The sequence below is a fragment of the Streptomyces scopuliridis genome (assembly GCF_042790125.1).
Classification (GTDB): Bacteria; Actinomycetota; Actinomycetes; order Streptomycetales; family Streptomycetaceae; genus Streptomyces; species Streptomyces scopuliridis_A.
On sequence record NZ_JBHTZS010000023.1, the window covers coordinates 57788 to 77414 of the forward strand.

Here is a 19627-nt window from a genome sequence, read left to right on the forward strand (position 1 = left end):
GTACCCCAGCATTGTGGCCCGCGACCGCACGGGACGGCTGACAAACCCGTCTTCCCATGCTCCAACGCCGCGAGGGGGTCTGGGGTTCCCGGCCCCGGCGAAGCCTTTCCCCGGAACTTCGCCGCTCTTCGGCCCGCTCAGGTGTGCCGAGGCGCGCTCTAACCGCCGTAGACATGCGGAGCGAGTGTCCCGACGAAAGGCATGTTGCGGTACTTTTCCGAGTAATCCAGGCCATATCCCACGACAAACTCATTGGGAATGTCGAAGCCGATCCATTTGACGTCGATCGCGACCTTTGCGGCATCCGGCTTACGGAGCAGGGTGCAGACTTCGAGCGAGGCCGGCTCCCGTGAACCGAGGTTGGAGAGCAGCCACGACAGGGTCAGACCCGAGTCGATGATGTCCTCGACGATCAGTACGTGCTTGCCCTTGATGTCGGTGTCCAGGTCCTTGAGGATCCGGACGACGCCGGAGGACTGCGTGCCCGCCCCGTACGAGGAGACGGCCATCCAGTCCATCGTCACGGGGGTGGACAGGGCCCGCGCCAGGTCCGCCATGACCATCACGGCGCCCTTGAGGACTCCGACGAGAAGCAGGTCCTTGCCCGCGTACTCCGCGTCGATCTTCGCGGCCAGTTCGGCCAGCTTCGCGTCGATCTCTTCCTTGGTAATGAGCACCGACTGGAGGTCGTTGCCCATGTCCTTGTCGTCCACCCGCATCACTTTCGTCGTCGGCCGGGGGTCCGGGGCCAAGGCACTGGCGGCCCGGGAGACACAGCCGTAAGTGCATCAGCGCTTCAGCCCTGCCGGATGACCAGTCTGCCACCCTGCCTCCGGGCCTCCACGCGGCCGGGCAGGTTGATGGCTCCCTGGCCGCGCCAGCCGGTGATCAGGCGGTCGACCTCTTCGATGTGACGGGCGAACAGCGAACCCGCGGGGGCGCCCGCGGCGATGACCGCCCGGCGCAGCACGCGGCGGCGGACGGCGGGCGGGAGGACGTACAGCTTGGCGCACCGCAGTTGTCCGGAATCGTCCCGTACGGACTCCTCGACATTGGCCGCCCAGGTGTCCAGGGCGTCGGCGTCGTCGCGGGAGAGCTGTGCCGTACGGGCCAGGGCCTCGACGACGCCCTTGCCGAGCGCCTTCTCCAGGGCCGGCAGTCCTTCGTGGCGCAGTCGTGAACGGGTGTACGCGGGGTCGGTGTTGTGCGGATCGTCCCAGACGGGGATCGACTGGACCAGGCAGGCCTTGCGGGCGGTCTGCCGGTCGAGCTGGAGGAAGGGGCGCCGGTAGCGGCCGGACGTCCCCGAGACGGCGGCCATCCCGGACAGCGAGCGGGTGCCCGAGCCGCGGGCGAGCCCGAGCAGCACGGTCTCGGCCTGGTCGTCGCGGGTGTGGCCGAGCAGGACGGCGGCGGCGCGGTGGCGCTCCGCGGCGGCGTCGAGCGCGGCGTAGCGGGCGTCGCGCGCGGCCGCCTCGGGCCCGCCCTCCCGGCCGACGGTCACGGCGACGGATTCGACGGGGTCGAGGCGCATGGCACGGAGTCGGGTGACGACTTCGGCGGCGCGGAGGGCGGAGCCGGCCTGGAGCCCGTGGTCGACGGTGACGGCTCCCGCGCGGACGGAAAGTTTGGGGGCCTCGAAGGCGAGGGCGGAGGCGAGCGCCATGGAGTCGGCGCCGCCGGAGCAGGCGACGAGCACGAGCGGCGGCTCGCCGGCGCGGACGGACGGAACGGCGGAGGAGTTCTCCGCCCGGTCGGTGAGGATGTCGTGGAGTACGCGGCGGACCGCCAGGCGTATCGCCGCGACCGCAGGATGGGGACCCATATCCGGTGCCCTTCGTGATGTTATTTGGGGGGTGCCTCGGTCGGAGTAAGGACGGAGAGCGTCACTCAGAGTGCGTCGATGGTGACAGAACCGAGCCATTACCCGAGCATTGCACGCCTATCCCTCACCCACGGTCCCTCGGATGGGTGATACCTGAGGCGTACTTCTGCCGTGAGCCGCGCCCGGTTCAGGAGTCCGCCCTGCGGTGCACCCGTGCGATCCAGTCCGCCGGTTTAGCGATCTCCGCCTTGGTGGGGAGGGTGTTCGGCGAGGTCCAGACCCGGTTGAAGCCGTCCATGCCGGCCTCCTCGACCACGGCCCGTACGAACCGCTCCCCGTCCCGGTACTGGCGCAGCTTGGCGTCGAGGCCGAGCAGTTTGCGCAGCGCCTGGTCGAGGCGGCCGGCGCCGCGCGCCCTGCGCTGCTGGAACTTCTCGCGGATCTCGGCGACCGACGGCACGACGGCCGGTCCGACGCCGTCCATCACGTAGTCGGCGTGGCCTTCGAGGAGGGACATCACGGCGGTGAGCCGGCCGAGGATCTCGCGCTGACCCGGGGTCTGCACCAGTTCGACGATGCTGCGGCCGTCCTCGTTCTCCTCGCCCTCGGGGCGCCCGCCGGCGAGCGACTGCGCGGCCTCGCGGAGCCGTTCGACGAGGGTCATCGGGTCGACCTCGGTCTGGTCGAGGAATGACTGGATCTCGCCCTGGAGGTGGTCGCGCAGCCAGGGGACGCCGGTGAACTGGGTGCGGTGGGTCTCCTCGTGGAGGGCGACCCAGAGCCTGAAGTCGTGGGGTTCCACGTCCAGTTCGCGTTCGACATGGACGATGTTGGGGGCCACGAGCAGCAGCCGGCCGCCGCCGTTCGCGGCGGCGGGGAGATCGCGGGTGGCGGGGGCGAACGTCTCGTACTGGCCGAGGACACGGGACGACATGAACGACAGCAGCATGCCCAGCTCCACGCCGGTCACCTTGCCGCCGACCGCGCCGAGCACGGCGCCGCCCGGACCGCCGGGGCGGCGCTCCTGCATCTTCGCCAGGAGGGGCCCCAGCAGCTCGCGGAACCCGGCGACGTTCGCCTTGACCCAGCCGGTCCGGTCGACGACCAGGACGGGGGTGTCGGGCGGCTCATGGCCGTCGGGGACCATGCGGGTGTACGCGCGGACGTGCTCCTCCGAGGACTTCGCGTGCCGCCGCAGCTCGGCGACGATCGCCCGGGCCTCGTCCCGGGTCACTTCCGGTCCCGGCCGCACGAGACGGGTCGCGGTCGCCACCGCGAGATTCCAGTCGACCATCTGGGCACCACCGATGCTCGTCATGCGTCAACCGTACGTGCTCGGCCCGGGGAGCGGTGGGGTGTGAGGGGCCCGGTTCTTCCCCTGCCGGACCCTTAGGGGGCGGTCAGGCGGGCCTTGGCCGCCCCGCGCAGGCGAATCGTTACGGGACGAGGGCCGCGGAGAGCTGGTCCAGGGCCTTCTGGGCGCTGCCGGGGGCCGGGGTGGAGCCCGCCATGAAGGCGAAGGCCAGCAGTCGGCCCCGGGCGTCGACGACCGTGCCCGCCAGGGCGTTCACCCCGGTGAGCGTGCCGGTCTTGGCGCGGACGAGTCCGGCGCCGGGCCCGGCGTCCGCGTACCGGCTCCGGAGGGTGCCGTTGAACCCGGCGACCGGCAGTCCCGTGAGCACGGGGCGCAGCTCGGGGCGTGCGGGGTCGGCGGCGCGCGCCAGCAGCGCGGTGAGCAGGGCGGCGCTGACCTTGTCCTGGCGGTTGAGGCCGCTGCCGTCGGCGAAGCGGGCGCCGGCGACCGGCAGTCCGAGCTTCTTGAGCTCGGCGCCGACGGCCCGGCCCGCGCCCTCGAAGCTGGCGGGTTCACGCGCCGCGATGGCGGTCTGCCGGGCCAGGGACTCGGCGATGTCGTTGTCGCTCTCGGTCAGCGCGCGTTCGACGAGATCGGAGAGCGGACGGGAGTAGGTCCTGGCGACGGTCTTCGAGCCCTTGGGGGACTTGCCGGACACGGGCGCCGCGGTGGTACGGACGCCGCGGTCGCGCAGCAGCCCGGCGAAGACACGGGCGGCGTCGCCCGCCGGATTGCCGCTGCGGGGAGCGGGTCCGCTGCGGGATGTGGTCAGCCGGCCCTGGTCGGCCATCAGGGCGACGACGGGGGCGATGTTGTCGTTGGGGCCGATCGGGTGTTCCCGGCGGCCGGAGTAGAGGGAGGTGTCGTAGCGGAGCTCGACCTTGGTGACGCCCCGGTCGCGCAGCGCGCGGGCGGTGTCGTCGGCGAGCGCGCGCAGCCCCGCCCGGTCGAGAGTGGCGTCGCCGCCGCCGACCAGGGTGATCCTCCGGCCGTCCGCGGTGGAGCTGACGGTGGTGGCGATGCGGTGGTCGGGGCCGAGCGCGGAGAGCGCGGCGGCCATGGTCGCGATCTTGACCGTGGAGGCCGGGGTCATCGGGGTGCCGGCCGCCTTCCCGTACAGCGCTTCACCGGTCGTGGCGTCGATGACGGACGCCGACCGCGCCGTGCCGAGCGCGGGGTCGTCGAGGAGCGGTCCGAGCTTCTTCGTGAGATCGACGGACGCGGTTCCGGCATTCGGGGGCTCGGAGCCGGCCGTGGAGAGCGCGGAGAGCACGCCGGCGGCACTGGGGGCGGGCGCGGGCGTACGGGGGGCGGCCGGGTCGTGATGTGCGCCACCCGTACGGCTCTGCGCGACCGCCCACTCCCGCTCGGCCCTACGCTGACCGGAGTCCCAGGGGCCGGCCGCGGCCACCGCCGCGGCGGCGAGCGCCATGCCGATCACGACGGAACCCGCCGTGAGCTGCCACACTTTCGGCCTGAGCACGGTTGACCAGCCCCTTTCGCGATCACACTGCTGCGTGGGGGACACTTAATCACTGCGCCTTGCCACGAGCATGGCACCCCGGCCAGGAGTGGGCTCGCTGTCCGCTCCCGTACGGGGGGTCTCCTGCGTGAAGCCGCAGCACCACTGACAAATGTGTTGATCATGGAGGAGCCACCCGTGGAGTTCGACGTCACCATCGAGATCCCTAAGGGTTCGCGGAACAAGTACGAGGTGGACCACGAGACCGGACGGATCCGTCTTGACCGTCGTCTCTTCACCTCGACCAGCTACCCGGCCGACTACGGGTTCGTCGAGAACACCCTCGGCGAGGACGGTGACCCGCTGGACGCGCTGGTCATCCTGGACGAGCCGACCTTCCCGGGCTGCCTCATCAAGTGCCGTGCCATCGGCATGTTCCGGATGACGGACGAGGCCGGCGGCGACGACAAGCTGCTGTGCGTCCCGGCGTCCGACCCCCGGGTGGAGCACCTGCGCGACATCCATCACGTCTCGGAGTTCGACCGCCTGGAGATCCAGCACTTCTTCGAGGTCTACAAGGACCTGGAGCCCGGCAAGTCCGTCGAGGGCGCCGACTGGGTCGGCCGCGCCGAGGCCGAGGCCGAGATCGAGGCCTCGTACAAGCGACTTGAGGCCCAGGGCGGCGCGCACTGACCAGGCACTGACCGCACCCCGGCCACGCGCTTCCGCATGTGACCGGCCGGCCCGCAGTCACTGACGGGCGGATGACGGGCGGCGTATCCCGCGAGGGGTGCGCCGCCCGTCCGCGTGTGTGGCCGCTCATGTCCATGCCCATACTGGGCAGACGTGTGGCTGCGCGGCACCGAGATCCGGGCCCCAGGAGCGAGGGAGCAGTGGGTGGTGGCGGAGTCCGACGGTCCGGAGGACCGGAAGCCTCAGACGGACGAGGCGCACAGCGCCTTCACCCCGCCGTCCGGAGTGGGGCAGCCGCCGCTTCCCGAGGACGACCATCCCAGCTCGGAGTTCGCGCTTCCCGAGGGGCTGAGTCCGGAGCAGCCGGCCGAGCCCGAGGGCTCGGCCTTCGATCTGCCGGGCGGTACGCCACCCGGCGCGGGCGGCGGCCGGGTGCCGCCCCCCGCGTACACCCCCGCCCGGGGCGTCCCGATGGTCCGGCTGAACAAGGAGGCGCCCTGGCAGGACCGGATGCGCACCCTGCTGCGGATGCCCTCCGGCGAGCGCCCCGTGCCGGAGCGGGTCCAGCGCCACGACGACCAGGGGCCCGCCGTCCCGCGGGTGCTCGACCTGACGCTGCGTATCGGTGAGCTGCTGCTGGCCGGCGGCGAGGGCGCCGAGGACGTCGAGGCCGCCATGTTCGCGGTCAGCCGCGCGTACGGCCTCGACCGGTGCGAGCCGACCGTCACCTTCACCCTGCTGTCCATCTCCCATCAGCCGTCGCTGGTGGACGATCCGGTGACGGCCAGCAGGACCGTACGAAGACGCGGCACCGACTACACCCGGCTGTCCGCCGTCTACACGCTCATCGACGACATCACCACCGAGGACACGGACGTCACGCTGGAGGAGGCGTACCGGCGGCTCGCGGAGATCCGCCGTAACCGCCACCCGTACCCCGGCTGGGCGCTGACGGTGTCGAGCGGGCTGCTGGCCGGGGCGGCCTCCGTGCTGGTCGGTGGCGGCGTGGTGGTGTTCGCGGCGGCGGCGCTCGGCGCGATGCTCGGCGACCGGCTGGCCTGGTTGTGCGCCGGGCGCGGGCTGCCGGAGTTCTATCAGTTCGTGGTCGCCGCGATGCCGCCCGCCGCGATGGGGGTGGCGCTGACGCTGCTGGGCCCGCATGTGTCGTGGGAGGGCCGGCCCTCGGCCGTGATCACCGGTGGTCTCTTCGCGCTGCTGCCGGGGCGGGCGCTGGTCGCGGGGGTGCAGGACGGGCTGACGGGCTACTACATCACCGCCGCCGCACGGCTCCTGGAGGTCATGTACTTCTTCATCGCCATCGTCGTCGGTGTGCTGCTCGTGCTCTATCTGGGCGTTCAGCTGCACGCGCAGCTGACACCGGAGGCATCGCTGCACAGCGGGGTCCGGCCGGTGGCGCAGACCCTCGCGGCGGTGACGCTGAGCTTCGCCTTCGCGATCCTGCTCCAGCAGGACCGTTCGACCGTGCTGATGGTCTCGCTCAACGGCGGTGTGGCCTGGATCGTCTACGCGGCGATGCACGACGTGGGCGGGATCTCGCCGGTGGCCTCGACGGCGGTCGCCGCCGGTCTGGTGGGGCTGTTCGGGCAGCTCTTCTCGCGCTACCAGTTCGCTTCCGCGCTGCCCTACATCACGGCGGCGATCGGACCGCTGCTGCCGGGCTCGGCGACCTACTTCGGGCTGCTGGGCTTCGCGCAGAACGATCCCGCCCGCGGGCTCGCGTCGCTCTCCCAGGCGGTGGCGCTGGCGCTGGCGATCGCCGTCGGCGTGAACCTCGGCGGGGAGATCGCCCGGCTGTTCCTCACGGTGCCGGGGGCGGGTCAGGCATCGAGCCGCCGCGCGGCCAAGCGGACGCGCGGCTTCTGAGGATTCCGCTTCCGGCGATTCCGGTTCCGGGGATTCCGGTTCCGGGGATCTCCGGGGAGGGTCAGCGCTTGGCGTGACGGCCGCGACCGCCACCGCCCGGGGCGCCGCCCGGCGTACCCGGCGCGCCCGGCGGCGTACCGGGAGCGCGCCCGTCCGTCGCGGCCGTACCCGGACCGACCAGACCGTCGTCGACGCCGGGCTGCTGCGCCGCGCCCTTCTTGGACTTGGAACGCGCCCGCAGGAGCTCGATGATGATCGGCAGCACCGAGAGCAGCACGATCGCGATCAGGATCATCTCGATGTTCTTGTGCACGAACTCGATCTTGCCGAGCGCGGCCCCCAGCAGCGTGACACCCGCGCCCCACAGCACACCGCCGACGACGTTGTACGTGATGAACGAGCGGTAGTTCATCCGGCTCACACCGGCGATGATCGGCGTGAACGTACGGACGACGGGCACGAAGCGCGCGAGGACCAGCGACTTGGGGCCGTACTTCTCGAAGAAGTCGTGCGCCTTCTCGACGTTCTCCTGCTTGAAGAACTTGGAGTCCGGGCGCTTGAACAGCGCGGGACCCACCTTCCGGCCGAAGAGATAACCGACCTGGTCACCGATGATCGCGGCGAGCACGATCAGCAGACAGACCAGCCAGAGCGGGGTCTTCAGGGTGCCGGACGTCACCAGCAGGCCGGTGGTGAAGAGCAGCGAGTCACCCGGCAGGAAGAAGCCGATGAGAAGGCCGGATTCGGCGAAGACGATGACCAGAACACCGATCAGCCCGAAAGTCCCGATCAGATAATCCGGATCCAGCCAGCTGGGTCCGAGCGCAAGGGTGGTCACGGGTTCCGGACTCCTGTGTCATTAGTCGGTCGATCGTCGATTCGGCGTGGTCGGCCGCGCACAAGCTATCAACGCCTGCCGGCCCTCCCAGGTTCCACCCGGCCCCTTACCGGCGCACCGCGGATCCGGCCGGGGGCCCACACCGGCCGCAGCCGGGGCAGACCCTCCCAAAGCCACAGGACCGGCCGGACGCGACCGCGCCCGGGAAAGCCGGAGCGAGGCGTTACGGGCGGTTACGGTGAGCGCGTGGCCCATGACGCTCCGTCCACCGCCCCCTCCCCCGGCCCGTCCCCCTCGGCCCGCACCCTGCTGCCGCAGGTCGTGCCGTCCCTGGTGGTGGGCGCGGCCTCGGCGCTCGTACTGCTGGGCGTGAGCGCGCTCGCGGATCAGCTGAAGGGCGTGCTCTGGGAGACGCTGCCCGACGCCCTCGGGATCGGCCACTACTCCGTGCTCTGGATGATCGTGATGCTCACGGCCACCGGGCTCGCGGTGGGGATCGTCGTACGCCTGGTGTACGGGCACGCCGGGCCGGATCCGGCCACCACCGGGCTGGTCGACGAACCGATCCCGGCCGGGGTGGTGCCGGGGCTGCTGGTGGTCACGGTGCTGGCGCTGGCGGGCGGGGTGAGCCTCGGCCCGGAGAATCCGATCACCGCCGCCAATATCGCGCTCGCCTACTGGCTGGGCCGCAGGGCGGCGCCCGGCACCCCGGGCGCGCTCTGGCTCCCGCTCGCCGCCGCGGGCACGATCGGGGCGCTGTTCGGTACGCCCGTGGCCGCCGCGCTGATCCTCACCGAGACGCTCGCCGCGCGGCCGGGCCCCGGCTCGCTCTGGGACAAGCTGTTCGGCCCGCTGATCGCGGGCGGCACCGGCGCGCTCATCACCGCCCTGGTCGCCCATCCGACCTTCGACCTCGCTCTGCCCGCGTACACCGGCACCCACTGGCGCGATCTGCTGGCGGCGCTCGTGATCGCCCCGGTCGCGGCGGCGCTGGGGCTGACGGCCGTGTACGCGTTCCCGTATGTCCACGCCGCCTTCCGGCGCCTCGGCCACCCCGTCCTGGCGATCACCGCCGGCGGGCTGGTCCTCGGTCTGCTGGGGGCGCTCGGCGGGCCGCTGACGCTGTTCAAGGGGCTGGACGAGGTGAAGACGCTGGCCGCCGATCCGGACGGCTGGCCGGCCGGTTCGTTCGCGCTGATGACGGTGGTGAAGCTGGCCGCGCTGCTCACCGCCGCCGCCTGCGGCTTCCGGGGCGGGCGGATCTTCCCCGCCGTCTTCGTCGGGGTCGCGCTCGGCCTCTGCGCCCACGCGCTGGTTCCCGCCGTACAGCCCAGCCTGGGCGTGGTCTGCGGGGTACTCGGCATCCTGCTGGCGCTCACCCGGCAGGGCTGGCTCAGCCTGTTCACCGCGGCGGTCCTGGTCGCCGAGGCGAATGTGCTGCCGTTGCTGGTCATCGCCGCCCTGCCCGCCTGGCTGCTGGTCACCGGCCGCCCCCAGATGCAGCTGCGCGAGGACGGCACGCCCCTGCGGTGAGCGGCCCGAACTCGGCGGGCGGTTCGACCCGTTCGTCCGTATTCTCGCGGTGGGAACCGTACCCATCCCGAGGAGACCGCCGATGCCACTCCACCGAGGCGCGGACAGGGCAGCCGGAGTGCCCCAGAGCGAACGCGACGAGCTGCTCAGGCTGTCCATCAACCCCTTCTACGGGGAGGCCGATCCGACCAGCGAGATGACCTCGGCACCCCCCAGGCACCGGCTCCCCGCCGGCCCGACCCCTCCGGACACGGCGTACCAGCTGGTGCATGACGAGCTGATGCTCGACGGCAACTCGCGGCTCAACCTCGCCACCTTCGTCACCACCTGGATGGAGCCGCAGGCCACGCTGCTGATGGGGGAGTGCCGGGACAAGAACATGATCGACAAGGATGAGTATCCGCGTACGGCCGAGCTGGAGCGGCGCTGTGTGGCGATGCTCGCCGATCTCTGGAACGCCCCGGACCCGGCGACCACCGTCGGCTGCTCGACGACGGGATCCAGTGAGGCCTGCATGCTGGCCGGGATGGCGCTCAAGCGCCGCTGGGCCACCCGTAACGCCGCGCGCTACCCGGCGACGGCCCGGCCCAATCTCGTCATGGGCGTCAATGTCCAGGTCTGCTGGGACAAGTTCTGCAACTTCTGGGAGGTCGAGGCGCGGCAGGTGCCCATGGAGGGCGACCGCTTCCATCTCGACCCGGAGGCCGCGGCCGAACTCTGCGACGAGGACACCATCGGGGTCGTCGCCGTCATGGGCTCCACCTTCGACGGCTCGTACGAACCCGTCGCCGAGCTGTGCGCGGCGCTGGACGCGCTCCAGGAGCGTACGGGGCTCGACATCCCCGTCCATGTCGACGGGGCGTCGGGGGCGATGGTCGCGCCCTTCCTCGACGAGGACCTGGTCTGGGACTTCCGGCTGCCGCGCGTCTCCTCCATCAACACCTCCGGGCACAAGTACGGGCTGGTCTACCCGGGCGTCGGCTGGGCGCTGTGGCGTTCGCCCGCCGAACTCCCCGAGGAACTGGTCTTCCGCGTCAACTACCTGGGCGGCGACATGCCCACGTTCGCGCTGAACTTCTCCCGGCCGGGCGCGCAGGTCGTCGCGCAGTACTACACCTTCCTGCGACTGGGCAGGGACGGTTACCGCGCCGTCCAGCAGACCGCGCGGGACATCGCCGGGAAGCTGGCCGGGCAGATCGCGGAGCTGGGCGACTTCCGGCTGCTCACGCGGGGGAACGAGCTGCCCGTGTTCGCCTTCACCACCGCGCCCGGCGTCACGTCCTTCGATGTCTTCGACGTCTCGCGCCGGCTGCGCGAGCACGGCTGGCTCGTACCCGCGTACACCTTCCCCGCCCACCGCGAGGACCTGTCCGTGCTGCGGGTGGTCTGCCGCAATGGCTTCTCGGCCGATCTGGCCGCGCTGCTGGTGGCCGACCTGAAGCGCGTCCTTCCGGAACTGCACCGCCAGGAGCACCCGTTGGGGCGGGACAAGTCGAAGGCGACGGCCTTCCACCACTGAGCGGGTACGCGGCCCCGCCCCGGACGGGCCCCGCCTTCCGGACAGGCCCCGCCCCCGGAGCCGCTTTCCGGGGGCGGGGTCCCGCGCGGTGCCACGTCAGCGGCTGAGCCTCCCGAACCGCCGTACCGCCAGCGGGAAGAAGAGCGCGAGCAGCGCCACCGGCCAGAGGACCGCCAGCGTCCCGGCGTGCTCCGCCGCCCAGGATCCGGCCGTGGCGCCCGCTCCTCCGCCCTGGGTGCCGAACAGGTCCCGTACCGCCGTGGCCGTCGCCGACATCGGGTTCCATTCCACGACCGCGCCCAGCCAGCCCGGCATCGACTCAGGCGTCGCGAACGCGTTGGAGAGGAAGCCGACCGGCCAGACCAGGATCTGCACCGCCTGCACCATCTCGGGGCGGCCCGCCACCATGGCGAGCTGGATACCGGCCCACAGCATCGCGAACCGGAACAGGAGCAGCAGCCCGACGGCGGCCAGGAAGTCCACGGGGCCGCCGTGCCAGCGCCAGCCGATCGCGTAGCCGGCGGCGATGAGGACGGCCAGGCCGAGAGCCGACTGGAGCATGTCCGCCACGCTCCGGCCGACCAGGACCGCCGACGACGCCATGGGCATCGAACGGAAGCGGTCCACCACCCCCTTGTTCAGGTCCTGGGTGACGGCGAGCATCGTGGACTCCAGGCCGAAGGCCATGGTCAGGGCCAGCATGCCCGGGATGAGGAACTCGACGTACGCCCCGTCGACCCCCCGGCCACCGCCGATCAGAAAGCCGAACATCAGCAGCAGCATCACCGGGAAGACCAGTCCGACGACGACCTGGACCGGCTGCCGTGCCCAGCGCGCGAGTTCGCGCCGGGTCATGGTCCAGGAGTCGGCGAGCGCCCAGCCGAGCCGGCTGCCTTCAGGAGCCGTGGACGCCGTTGCCGTGGCGTTCGCTGTCGTCACGCCGTCACCTCCCGCTGATCACGCGGGTCGGCCCCGCCCGTCGTTCCGTCCCCACCGGTGTCCTGGCCCGTGAGATGGAGGAAGACCTCGTCCAGTGTCGGGCGGCGCAGCGCGATGTCCTCCGCCTCGATCCCCTCCAGGTGCAGGGCCCGTACGGTCTCCGTCAGGGCCACCATCCGGTCCGTCACCGGCGCGCTCAGCAGCCGCCGGTCCACGTCCGTACCGACGGCGTGCGTACCCGTGGTGCGCGCCAGCACCCGCGCGCCGTCCGCGAGCCGGTCCGCGTCGCGCAGGACGACATCGATGCGGTCGGCGCCGATGCGCGCCTTGAGCGCGTCCGCCGTGCCCTCCGCGATGACGCGTCCGCTGTCCACCACCGAGATACGGTCGGCCAGTTGGTCGGCCTCCTCCAGATACTGCGTCGTCAGCAGTACGGTCGTACCGCCGCCGACCAGCGAGCGCACCGCGCTCCACACCTCCGCCCGGCCGCGCGGATCGAGGCCGGTCGTCGGCTCGTCCAGGAAGAGCACCTCCGGGTCGGTGATCAGGGACGCCGCCAGATCGAGCCGGCGCCGCATGCCGCCGCTGTACTGCTTGACGGCCTTGCGCCCGGTGTCCGTCAGACCGAACCGTGCCAGCAGTTCGTCGGCCCGCTCCCCCGCGCGCCGGGCGCCGAGGTGGTAGAGCCGTCCGAACATCTCCAGGTTCTGCCGGCCGCTCAGATCCTCGTCGAGGGCCGCGTGCTGCCCCAGCAGCCCGATCCTGCGGCGCACTTCGCGCGCACGGGTCCGCACATCGAGCCCGGCCACCCGCACCAGCCCCTCGTCGGGCCGCAGCAGCGTGGTCAGGATCCGTACGGCCGTGGTCTTGCCCGCGCCGTTCGGCCCGAGCACGCCGTGCACCGTGCCGCGTTCCACCGTCAGATCGAACCCGTCGAGGGCCCGCTTCTCGCCGTACCGCTTCCGTGCTCCCGCCACCACGATCACATCGGTCACGTCGGTCAATGTCTTCGCCTCCCGCCAGGTAATCAAACTTGACTACCGAGCGGGAAGAGTAACCCCGGTCCTTCAATTGGTCAAACTTGATTAGTGATGATCTCCGTCATCGGGAACGCCCGTCGCGTACGGGTTCACCTCGCCCTCGGCGAGCACCCCCACAAACGGCTCGCCCTCGCCCGCGAAGGTGTACGCACCGCCCTCGATGCGCTTGATCAGACCCCGCGTCCACTCCGCGCCCGAGTCCGCGGAGTGCACCCACAGATTCATGATCTCGCCGATGTGCCCGAGCTGTTCCGGGCCGTCCTCGGGCACGTAGTGCTCGGTCACCGCGGCCCGCCAGGCCTCGATCCCGGCGACGCGCTCCTTGAGCAGCTCCACGACCTCGGCACGCGGCAGATCGACGATGGCGCCGATTCCGGCCGACAGCACGTCCATCTTCTGGTCGTAGGTGGTCAGCGCCTCGCGCAGCAGCCGCAGATACTCCTCGCGGCCCGCGTCCGTCAGCTCGTACTCGGTACGCGGCGGTCCGCCCACCGTGCTCGGCGCGACCTCGTGCGCCAGCAGCACGCCCTGCTTCGCCATCTGCTTGAGCGCGTGATAGATGGAGCCCGGCTTGGCGTTGGACCACTCATGGGCGCCCCAGTACTCCAGGTCATTGCGTACCTGATAGCCATGGGCCCGGCCGTGCTGGCGGACCGCGCAGAGTACGAGCAAACGGATCGCTGACATTGCTCCAGGTTAAGACGGACTCCGCGCGGCTTCTCAGGAGCGGCCCCTCAGAAGCGGCTCCCCAGAAGGGGCTCCTCAGAAGGGGAACGCGGTACGGCCGTGCTGCACCGAGATCCACTTCTGCGTCGTGAACGCCTCCACCGTCGAGTCGCCGTTGAGCCGGCCGAGCCCGGAGAACTTCTCCCCGCCGAAGGCCACCAGCGGCTCGTCCTGCACGGTCGTGTCATTGACATGGATCATGCCGGTGACGATCCGCTTGGCGAACGCGACGCCGCGCTCCACGTTCGAGGTGTGCACGGCCCCGCTCAGCCCGTACGGGGTGTTGTTGGCGAGCCGTACCGCCTCTTCCTCGCCGTCGAACGGCATCAGCAGCACCACAGGGCCGAAGATCTCCTGCTGCATCAGCGGGGAGCTCTCGTCCAGACCCGCCAGCACCGTCGGCTCCACGAGATTGCCGCGCGTACGACCCCGTACGAGCGCGGTCGCGCCCTCCGCCAGCGCCTGGTCCACCAGCGCCGTCAGGGCGTCCGCCTGGAAGGTGTTGATGACCGGGCCGATCTGGGTCTCGGGGTCGCGCGGATCACCCGTCCTGAGCGACGCCACCTTCGCCACGAACTTCTCGGTGAACCGCCGCTCGACGCTGCGGTCCACGAGGATCCGGTTGGCGGCCATACAGACCTGGCCCTGGTAGACGAAGCGGCTGACGATCGCCGCGTCCACCGCGTAGTCGAGCCCCGCCTCGTCGAGGTCGTCGAGGACGACCAGCGCGCTGTTCCCGCTCAGTTCGAGGATGGCCCGCTTGAAGTTGCCGCCCGCCACCGCGCCGACATGGCGGCCGACCCGGTCCGAGCCGGCGAACGAGATCACTTTCGGTACGGGGTGCTCGATGAGCGCGTCCCCGACCTCCGCGATGTCCGTCACCACGACGTTGAGCAGCCCCGCCGGCAGCTCCGCGTCCTCGAACAGCTTGGCTATGAGCCCGCCGCCGACGACGGGCGCGTTCTGGTTGGGCTTGATCACGACGGCGTTGCCGAGCGCGAGCGCCGGCGCCACCGACTTGATCGTCACCAGGAAGGGGAAGTTGAAGGGGCTGATCACGCCGATGACACCGACCGGCAGCCGGTAGACGCGATTCTCCTTGCCGTCCACCGGGGAGGGCAGGATCCGGCCCTCGGGCCGCAGCGACAGCTGTATCGCCTCACGCAGGAACTCCTGCGCGGAATCGACCTCGTACACCGCCTTGAGCCGCGTACCGCCCAGCTCATCGATGATCGCCTCGATGATGTCGTCCCTGCGCTCCTCGACCAGTCTGAGGACACGCTCGAAGACCCGGCGGCGGGTGTACGGATTGGTCGCGGCCCAGTCGCGCTGCGCGCGTTCGGCGGCGCGGTACGCCTCGTCGATCTCCCGGACCGTGGCGATCGTGATGGCCGCGAGCTTCTCCCCGTTGTACGGATTGAAGTCGATGATGTCCCACGAGCCGCTGCCGGTCCGCCACTCGCCGTCGATGTACTGGTGGGCCAGGTCGGTGAAGTAGGACATGCGATCCCTTACTGCAGGTGCTGCAGGTGCAAACTCCTGATATGACGCCATCGTACTGATGTCTCAGATCAGTTGGAGCAGTCCGCGCAGGACATCTCGGCTCTCCTCGGGTCCGGGGCTGTCCTGCTGTAGTCGCGCCATCACCCGTTCGTACTGAGCGACCTCCTCGCGCTTGTCCAGATACAGCGCACTGGTCAGCTGTTCCAGGAAGACGACATCGGAGAGATCCGACTCGGGGAAGCTCAGCATGGTGAAGGCACCGCTCTCGCCCGCGTGGCCGCCGAAGCTGAAGGGCATCACCTGGAGCGTGATGTTCGGCTGCTCCGAGATCTCGATCAGATGCTTCAACTGCCCCTGCATCACGGAGCGCTCGCCGTACGGGCGGCGTAGCGCGGCCTCGTCGAGGATGGCGTGGAAGCGCGGCGCGCGCTCGGAGACGAGGACCTTCTGCCGCTCCAGCCGGAGCGCGACCCGGCGCTCCACCTCGGCACGCGGCGCCTCGGGCTGGCCTCGGGTGACGACGGCGTGCGCGTACGCCTCGGTCTGCAACAGACCGTGCACGAACTGCACTTCATAGATACGGATCAGTGAGGCGGCACCTTCGAGACCGATATATGTCTGGAACCAGCCGGGCAGCACGTCGCCGAAGCTGTGCCACCACCCCGCGACGTTGGCCTCCCGGGCGAGGCCGAGAAGGGCAGCGCGCTCGCCCTCGTCGGCGACCCCGTAGAGAGTCAGCAGGTCCTCGATGTCTCTGGCCTTGAAGCTCACCCGTCCCAACTCCATGCGGCTGATCTTGGACTCGGATGCGCGGATCGAGTAGCCGGCGGCCTCACGTGTGATGCCGCGCGTCTCGCGCAGCCGCCTCAGTTGTGAGCCCAGCAGGATGCGCCGCACCACGGAACCGCCCGACTCGGCTGCGGTCACGTCTCCAACCCTCCCCATCGCATGTGGATCTCCCCCGGAGCCCCCCCCGAACTCCAAGTGCCGGATTCTGCCATCAAAACGCTTCAGCCCGTACTCATTCGATTACGGAAATAAGAAGGCTTTGCGGAGAGGGTAAAACTGGTCACGGGGAGAAATACACCAGAACCGTCATGGGACGGGTGAAGTCCGGCACGTGCACGTGCATCTGCCCTTGCATCTGCCCTACGCATTCGGAACCATGGTCCCCGCGCACCTGCGTGCTCGTTCGTGATTGACGTGTTGTGACGCTGGACCTCCGCAGTATCGCTACGGCCGCGAATCCCGGGAGTGCCTCGCATGGGGACGAATGGATCGACCATGCTCGAGCCGTTAAGGCAGGGGCTTCCCCCCATCGATCCCTCGGCGGCCGCGGGTTCGGTTTCGTGCGCCCTGCCCGCCCGCTATGAGGCGGTGCGCGGGGCCAGGCACTTCACCAGGACCACGCTGACCCAGTGGGAGCTGAACGACCGCTTCGACGATGTCGCGCTGGTCGTCTCCGAACTCGTCACCAACGCGCTGCGGCACGCCCTGCCCGCCGACACCCCGCGCGAGCCCCAGGACGCTTCCGTACGGCTGCATCTGATGCGGTGGTCGTCGCGGCTGGTGTGCGCGGTACGGGACCCGAGTCACGCGAGCCCGGAGGCGCGGAAGACCGAGGAGGACTGCGCGGCGGAGTCCGGCCGGGGGCTGTTCCTGGTCGAGTCGTTCAGCGACACCTGGGGCTGGCATCCGCTGGCGGGATCGCTGCACGGCAAGGTGGTCTGGGCGCTGTTCCAGCTCCAGAAGGCCGACTGACCGGCCGGCGTTCCGGGTTACGGGTGGGGGCTTGCTGCCTGATGACGGCGGCGGGCCTTTTCGGCCATCTGGCCACGGAAATCGGCCGGAACCGATTGAGCCACCTGCTCGGCAGCCATGGTCGGTCAACCGCTGCCGGTCAGTCGCCGTGGGTCAACCGGGTCGGTCGGTCGCCGTCGGTCAGTCGCTGTCGGTCAGTCGCTGTCGGTTAACCGCTCGCCGTCAGATGGTCGAACTCCCCGTCCTTGACGCCCAGCAGCATGGCCTCGATCTCGGCGATCGTGTAGACCAGCGCGGGGCCGTCGGGGTGGCGTGAGTTGCGTACCGCCACCTCGCCGCCGGGCAGCTTGGCGAACTCCACGCACGATCCCTGGGAGTTGCTGTGCCTGCTCTTCTGCCAGGCGACTCCGTGAAGCTCTGTGGCCGTAATGCCGTTGTACACGTGGTGCACAGGTCGCTCCCCGAGTTGCAAGGTGCAGTCGTCAACTTTCTCGGATCATAGCTGTGTTTCATGTGCTGATGCATGAGCAAATGCACGTGCACGCGGGGTGTTCCTTTGATTACAGGACCACCCCGTCATGACAGGCCCCACCCCCCCGGCCCCGATCCCCCGCCCTCTCCATAGAGACGCGTTTCAGCGCCTTCAGGATCCCTCGCCGGGCCGGGTGGTCTTCGTGTACCCCGCGGAGACAGGAAGACTCCCCGCGCTGTCCGAGCGCGGGGAGCCTCCGTACGGCAGGTGGACGGCGCCGTCCACCGGTCAGCGCGGCGTGGGCGGACCGGGGCGGGGCGCGGACGGCTCGCGGTCCCCGCGGCGGGTGGGCAGGCGGGTGGGCATCAGACCTCCAGGAGGCTGTCGAAGGCGGGCGGAAGGCGCTTCCAGGCGGCGCGGCCCGCGGTGTACTCGGCATCGGTCAGCAGACAGGAGTCCAGCAGCTGTTCGATGCCCTCCCGGTCGAGGCCGGGCGAGGTGAAGACCAGATGCTGGCAGCGGTCGCCGTGCAGGGGATGCCAGTCCAGCGCGGCGGCGGCCCGGCGCGGCGGCGGGACCGTCTCCCAGGCGGCGTCGGGCAGCGCCGCCAGCCAGGGCCCCACGCTCTCCACGCAGAGCGCGCCGCCGGCCGCGTCCCAGTGCAGCAGGGTGTCGGGGCGGTCGGCGAGCCAGAACCGGCCGCGGCTGCGGGCGGCGGCGCAGGTCAGATCCTCCAGCGCCTGATAGAGCCGCTCCGGGTGGAAGGGGCGCGCGCGGTGCCAGACGTACGTACCGACCCCGCACTCGTCCGCCTCCTGCGGCAGCAGCGCACAGGCCGGGTGCTGACGGGCCGCGGCGGCCTCGACATCGAATCCGCCGAGCGCGACGGCGGCCAGTTCCCCGGCCGGCGCGCCCTCGCCGTCGATGCGTATCCGCCGTGCCGTCGGGTGCAGTTGGGCGAGCAGCGCGTGGTCCTCGTCGTCCGCGAGCGGGCTGTCCACGACGGCGAGCACCGGCGCGTACTCCAGCTGTCGCGCCCAGGTGTCGGCGATCGTCCGCCGGTCGGAGGCGGCGGCCGCGAGCCCGGCGTCGGCCAGATCGTCGCCGTTGCCGAGGTACGGCAGCAGCAGCGCCGGGTCGACGGCGGTCAGCACGGAGCTGACGACCAGCCGCTCGCCGTGCGTCGCGATGACCTCGGCCATGGCCCGGGGCTCCACCGAGTCCCACAGCTCGACGATCGCGAGCCGGGTCGGGCCGCCGTCCGCGAGCCGTTCCAGCTCGGGTACGAGATCCTCCCGCAGAGCGCAGCAGGCACAGTCGTCGACCAGCGGCGTCTCGCCCGTGGAGACCAGTCCGGTGGCGTCGTGGACAGTGCGTACGACGGTGCCGCGCGTGGCCGTCGACAGATCGTGGTGGAGCGCGACGCTGCCCGGCACGGTGGCGAGAAGACGTCGTACGGCCGCCTTGCGGGCGTCGGAGTGCAGCCCGCAGACGATCGCGACGGGAAGCCTGTTGTCGACGCGTCCGCTGTCGAAGCGTTCCACTAACGGGCCCCGGGGCGGCGGCCGTAGCGGCGCTCGAAGCGCTCCACGCGGCCGGCGGTGTCGAGGACGCGCGCGGTACCCGTATAGAAGGGGTGGCTCGCCGAGGAGATCTCGACATCGATGACGGGGTAGGTGCGGCCGTCCTCCCAGACGACCGTCCTCTCGGCGGTCGCGGTCGAGCGGGTGAGGAAGGCGTAGCCGGCGGCCTTGTCGCGGAAGACGACGGGCTGGTACGCGGGGTGGATTCCGGGCTTCATGTCGGCCTCTTCGTTCTCTCTCTATTACTCGCTGCCGGTATTGCTCGCTGCCGTATCGCTCGCCGCCGGTCAGCGTTCTTCGCGGAAGTCGGTGTGCCGGCGGACGAGCGGGTCGTACTTGCGCAGCGTCAGGCGGTCGGGGTTGTTCCGGCGGTTCTTGCGGGTGACGTACGTGTAGCCGGTCCCCGCGGTGGAGCGGAGCTTGATGACCGGGCGCAGTTCGTTGCGTGCCATGGGGCTAGTATATGGAAATGGTTTCCATTTCCAAAGAGAAGGA

19 protein-coding genes are annotated in these 19627 nt (G+C 70.6%); 5 read left to right on the plus strand and 14 right to left on the minus strand.

The features are described from left to right. Positions 1–158: 158 nt before the first annotated feature. The 4 genes from hpt to dacB all read right to left on the minus strand — a co-directional run bounded on the left by hpt (position 159) and on the right by dacB (position 4662). A complete protein-coding gene (gene hpt / locus ACFRKB_RS28360) occupies positions 159–719 on the minus strand; it encodes a hypoxanthine phosphoribosyltransferase (protein ID WP_030354476.1) in 561 nt (186 codons plus the stop codon). A 77-nt stretch (positions 720–796) separates the two neighbouring features. Beyond that, a complete protein-coding gene (gene tilS, locus ACFRKB_RS28365) occupies positions 797–1825 on the minus strand; it encodes a tRNA lysidine(34) synthetase TilS (RefSeq protein WP_383109361.1) in 1029 nt (342 codons plus the stop codon). A gap of 187 nt (positions 1826–2012) precedes the next feature. Further along, on the minus strand, positions 2013–3143 hold the full coding sequence (locus tag ACFRKB_RS28370; RefSeq protein ID WP_365974517.1) for a zinc-dependent metalloprotease: 1131 nt from the start codon (positions 3141–3143) through the stop codon (positions 2013–2015). A gap of 118 nt (positions 3144–3261) precedes the next feature. Further along, positions 3262–4662, minus strand: coding sequence for a D-alanyl-D-alanine carboxypeptidase/D-alanyl-D-alanine endopeptidase (dacB, locus tag ACFRKB_RS28375; RefSeq protein ID WP_383109362.1), 1401 nt, complete (start codon positions 4660–4662; stop codon positions 3262–3264). 177 nt (positions 4663–4839) lie between these two features. Between dacB and ACFRKB_RS28380 the strand changes: the two genes are divergently transcribed. Both ACFRKB_RS28380 and ACFRKB_RS28385 read left to right on the plus strand, forming a co-directional pair. Beyond that, complete coding sequence (locus ACFRKB_RS28380; RefSeq protein ID WP_003968257.1) at positions 4840–5334, plus strand: inorganic diphosphatase; 495 nt, start codon at positions 4840–4842, stop codon at positions 5332–5334. Between the two features lie 207 nt (positions 5335–5541). Continuing rightward, a complete protein-coding gene (locus ACFRKB_RS28385) occupies positions 5542–7218 on the plus strand; it encodes a threonine/serine exporter family protein (protein WP_383109421.1) in 1677 nt (558 codons plus the stop codon). Between the two features lie 61 nt (positions 7219–7279). Here the strand turns inward: ACFRKB_RS28385 and ACFRKB_RS28390 are convergent, their stop codons facing one another. Next, on the minus strand, positions 7280–8056 hold the full coding sequence (locus ACFRKB_RS28390; protein ID WP_383109363.1) for a DedA family protein: 777 nt from the start codon (positions 8054–8056) through the stop codon (positions 7280–7282). A gap of 246 nt (positions 8057–8302) precedes the next feature. Here ACFRKB_RS28390 and ACFRKB_RS28395 point away from each other — a divergent pair, with 246 nt between their 5' ends. Next, on the plus strand, positions 8303–9589 hold the full coding sequence (locus ACFRKB_RS28395; RefSeq protein WP_383109365.1) for an ion channel protein: 1287 nt from the start codon (positions 8303–8305) through the stop codon (positions 9587–9589). An 82-nt stretch (positions 9590–9671) separates the two neighbouring features. Continuing rightward, entirely contained in the window at positions 9672–11108 is a 1437-nt protein-coding gene (locus ACFRKB_RS28400) for a glutamate decarboxylase (protein ID WP_383109366.1), read from the plus strand. 96 nt (positions 11109–11204) lie between these two features. On the opposite strand, the gene ACFRKB_RS28405 is transcribed toward ACFRKB_RS28400, so the two are convergent. The 5 genes from ACFRKB_RS28405 to ACFRKB_RS28425 form a co-directional block, all read right to left on the minus strand. After that, positions 11205–11963 carry an ABC transporter permease gene (locus tag ACFRKB_RS28405; protein ID WP_383109422.1) on the minus strand — a complete coding sequence of 253 codons (759 nt, stop codon included), beginning with the start codon at positions 11961–11963 and terminating at the stop codon, positions 11205–11207. Between the two features lie 80 nt (positions 11964–12043). Next, on the minus strand, positions 12044–13042 hold the full coding sequence (locus ACFRKB_RS28410) for an ATP-binding cassette domain-containing protein (RefSeq protein WP_383109367.1): 999 nt from the start codon (positions 13040–13042) through the stop codon (positions 12044–12046). 90 nt (positions 13043–13132) lie between these two features. After that, positions 13133–13774 carry a PadR family transcriptional regulator gene (locus tag ACFRKB_RS28415; RefSeq protein WP_383109369.1) on the minus strand — a complete coding sequence of 214 codons (642 nt, stop codon included), beginning with the start codon at positions 13772–13774 and terminating at the stop codon, positions 13133–13135. A gap of 75 nt (positions 13775–13849) precedes the next feature. Next, positions 13850–15316 carry an aldehyde dehydrogenase family protein gene (locus ACFRKB_RS28420; RefSeq protein ID WP_383109370.1) on the minus strand — a complete coding sequence of 489 codons (1467 nt, stop codon included), beginning with the start codon at positions 15314–15316 and terminating at the stop codon, positions 13850–13852. A 63-nt stretch (positions 15317–15379) separates the two neighbouring features. Further along, positions 15380–16261, minus strand: a complete 882-nt coding sequence (locus tag ACFRKB_RS28425) for a helix-turn-helix domain-containing protein (RefSeq protein ID WP_383109371.1) — start codon at positions 16259–16261, stop codon at positions 15380–15382. Positions 16262–16579: 318 nt separating this feature from the next. Here ACFRKB_RS28425 and ACFRKB_RS28430 point away from each other — a divergent pair, with 318 nt between their 5' ends. Then, on the plus strand, positions 16580–17077 hold the full coding sequence (locus ACFRKB_RS28430) for an ATP-binding protein (RefSeq protein ID WP_365974527.1): 498 nt from the start codon (positions 16580–16582) through the stop codon (positions 17075–17077). A 208-nt stretch (positions 17078–17285) separates the two neighbouring features. On the opposite strand, the gene ACFRKB_RS28435 is transcribed toward ACFRKB_RS28430, so the two are convergent. The 4 genes from ACFRKB_RS28435 to rpmG all read right to left on the minus strand — a co-directional run bounded on the left by ACFRKB_RS28435 (position 17286) and on the right by rpmG (position 19584). Further along, complete coding sequence (locus ACFRKB_RS28435; RefSeq protein WP_365974528.1) at positions 17286–17528, minus strand: DUF397 domain-containing protein; 243 nt, start codon at positions 17526–17528, stop codon at positions 17286–17288. A 386-nt stretch (positions 17529–17914) separates the two neighbouring features. Further along, positions 17915–19093: a CobW family GTP-binding protein gene (locus ACFRKB_RS28440; protein WP_383109372.1), complete on the minus strand. Its 1179-nt coding sequence runs from the start codon at positions 19091–19093 to the stop codon at positions 17915–17917. Continuing rightward, positions 19093–19350 carry a type B 50S ribosomal protein L31 gene (locus tag ACFRKB_RS28445; protein ID WP_383109374.1) on the minus strand — a complete coding sequence of 86 codons (258 nt, stop codon included), beginning with the start codon at positions 19348–19350 and terminating at the stop codon, positions 19093–19095. The genes ACFRKB_RS28440 and ACFRKB_RS28445 overlap by 1 nt, the downstream gene beginning before the upstream one ends. Before the next feature lie 69 nt (positions 19351–19419). Beyond that, positions 19420–19584 carry a 50S ribosomal protein L33 gene (rpmG, locus tag ACFRKB_RS28450; RefSeq protein ID WP_365974532.1) on the minus strand — a complete coding sequence of 55 codons (165 nt, stop codon included), beginning with the start codon at positions 19582–19584 and terminating at the stop codon, positions 19420–19422. Between the last annotated feature and the right edge of the window lie 43 nt (positions 19585–19627).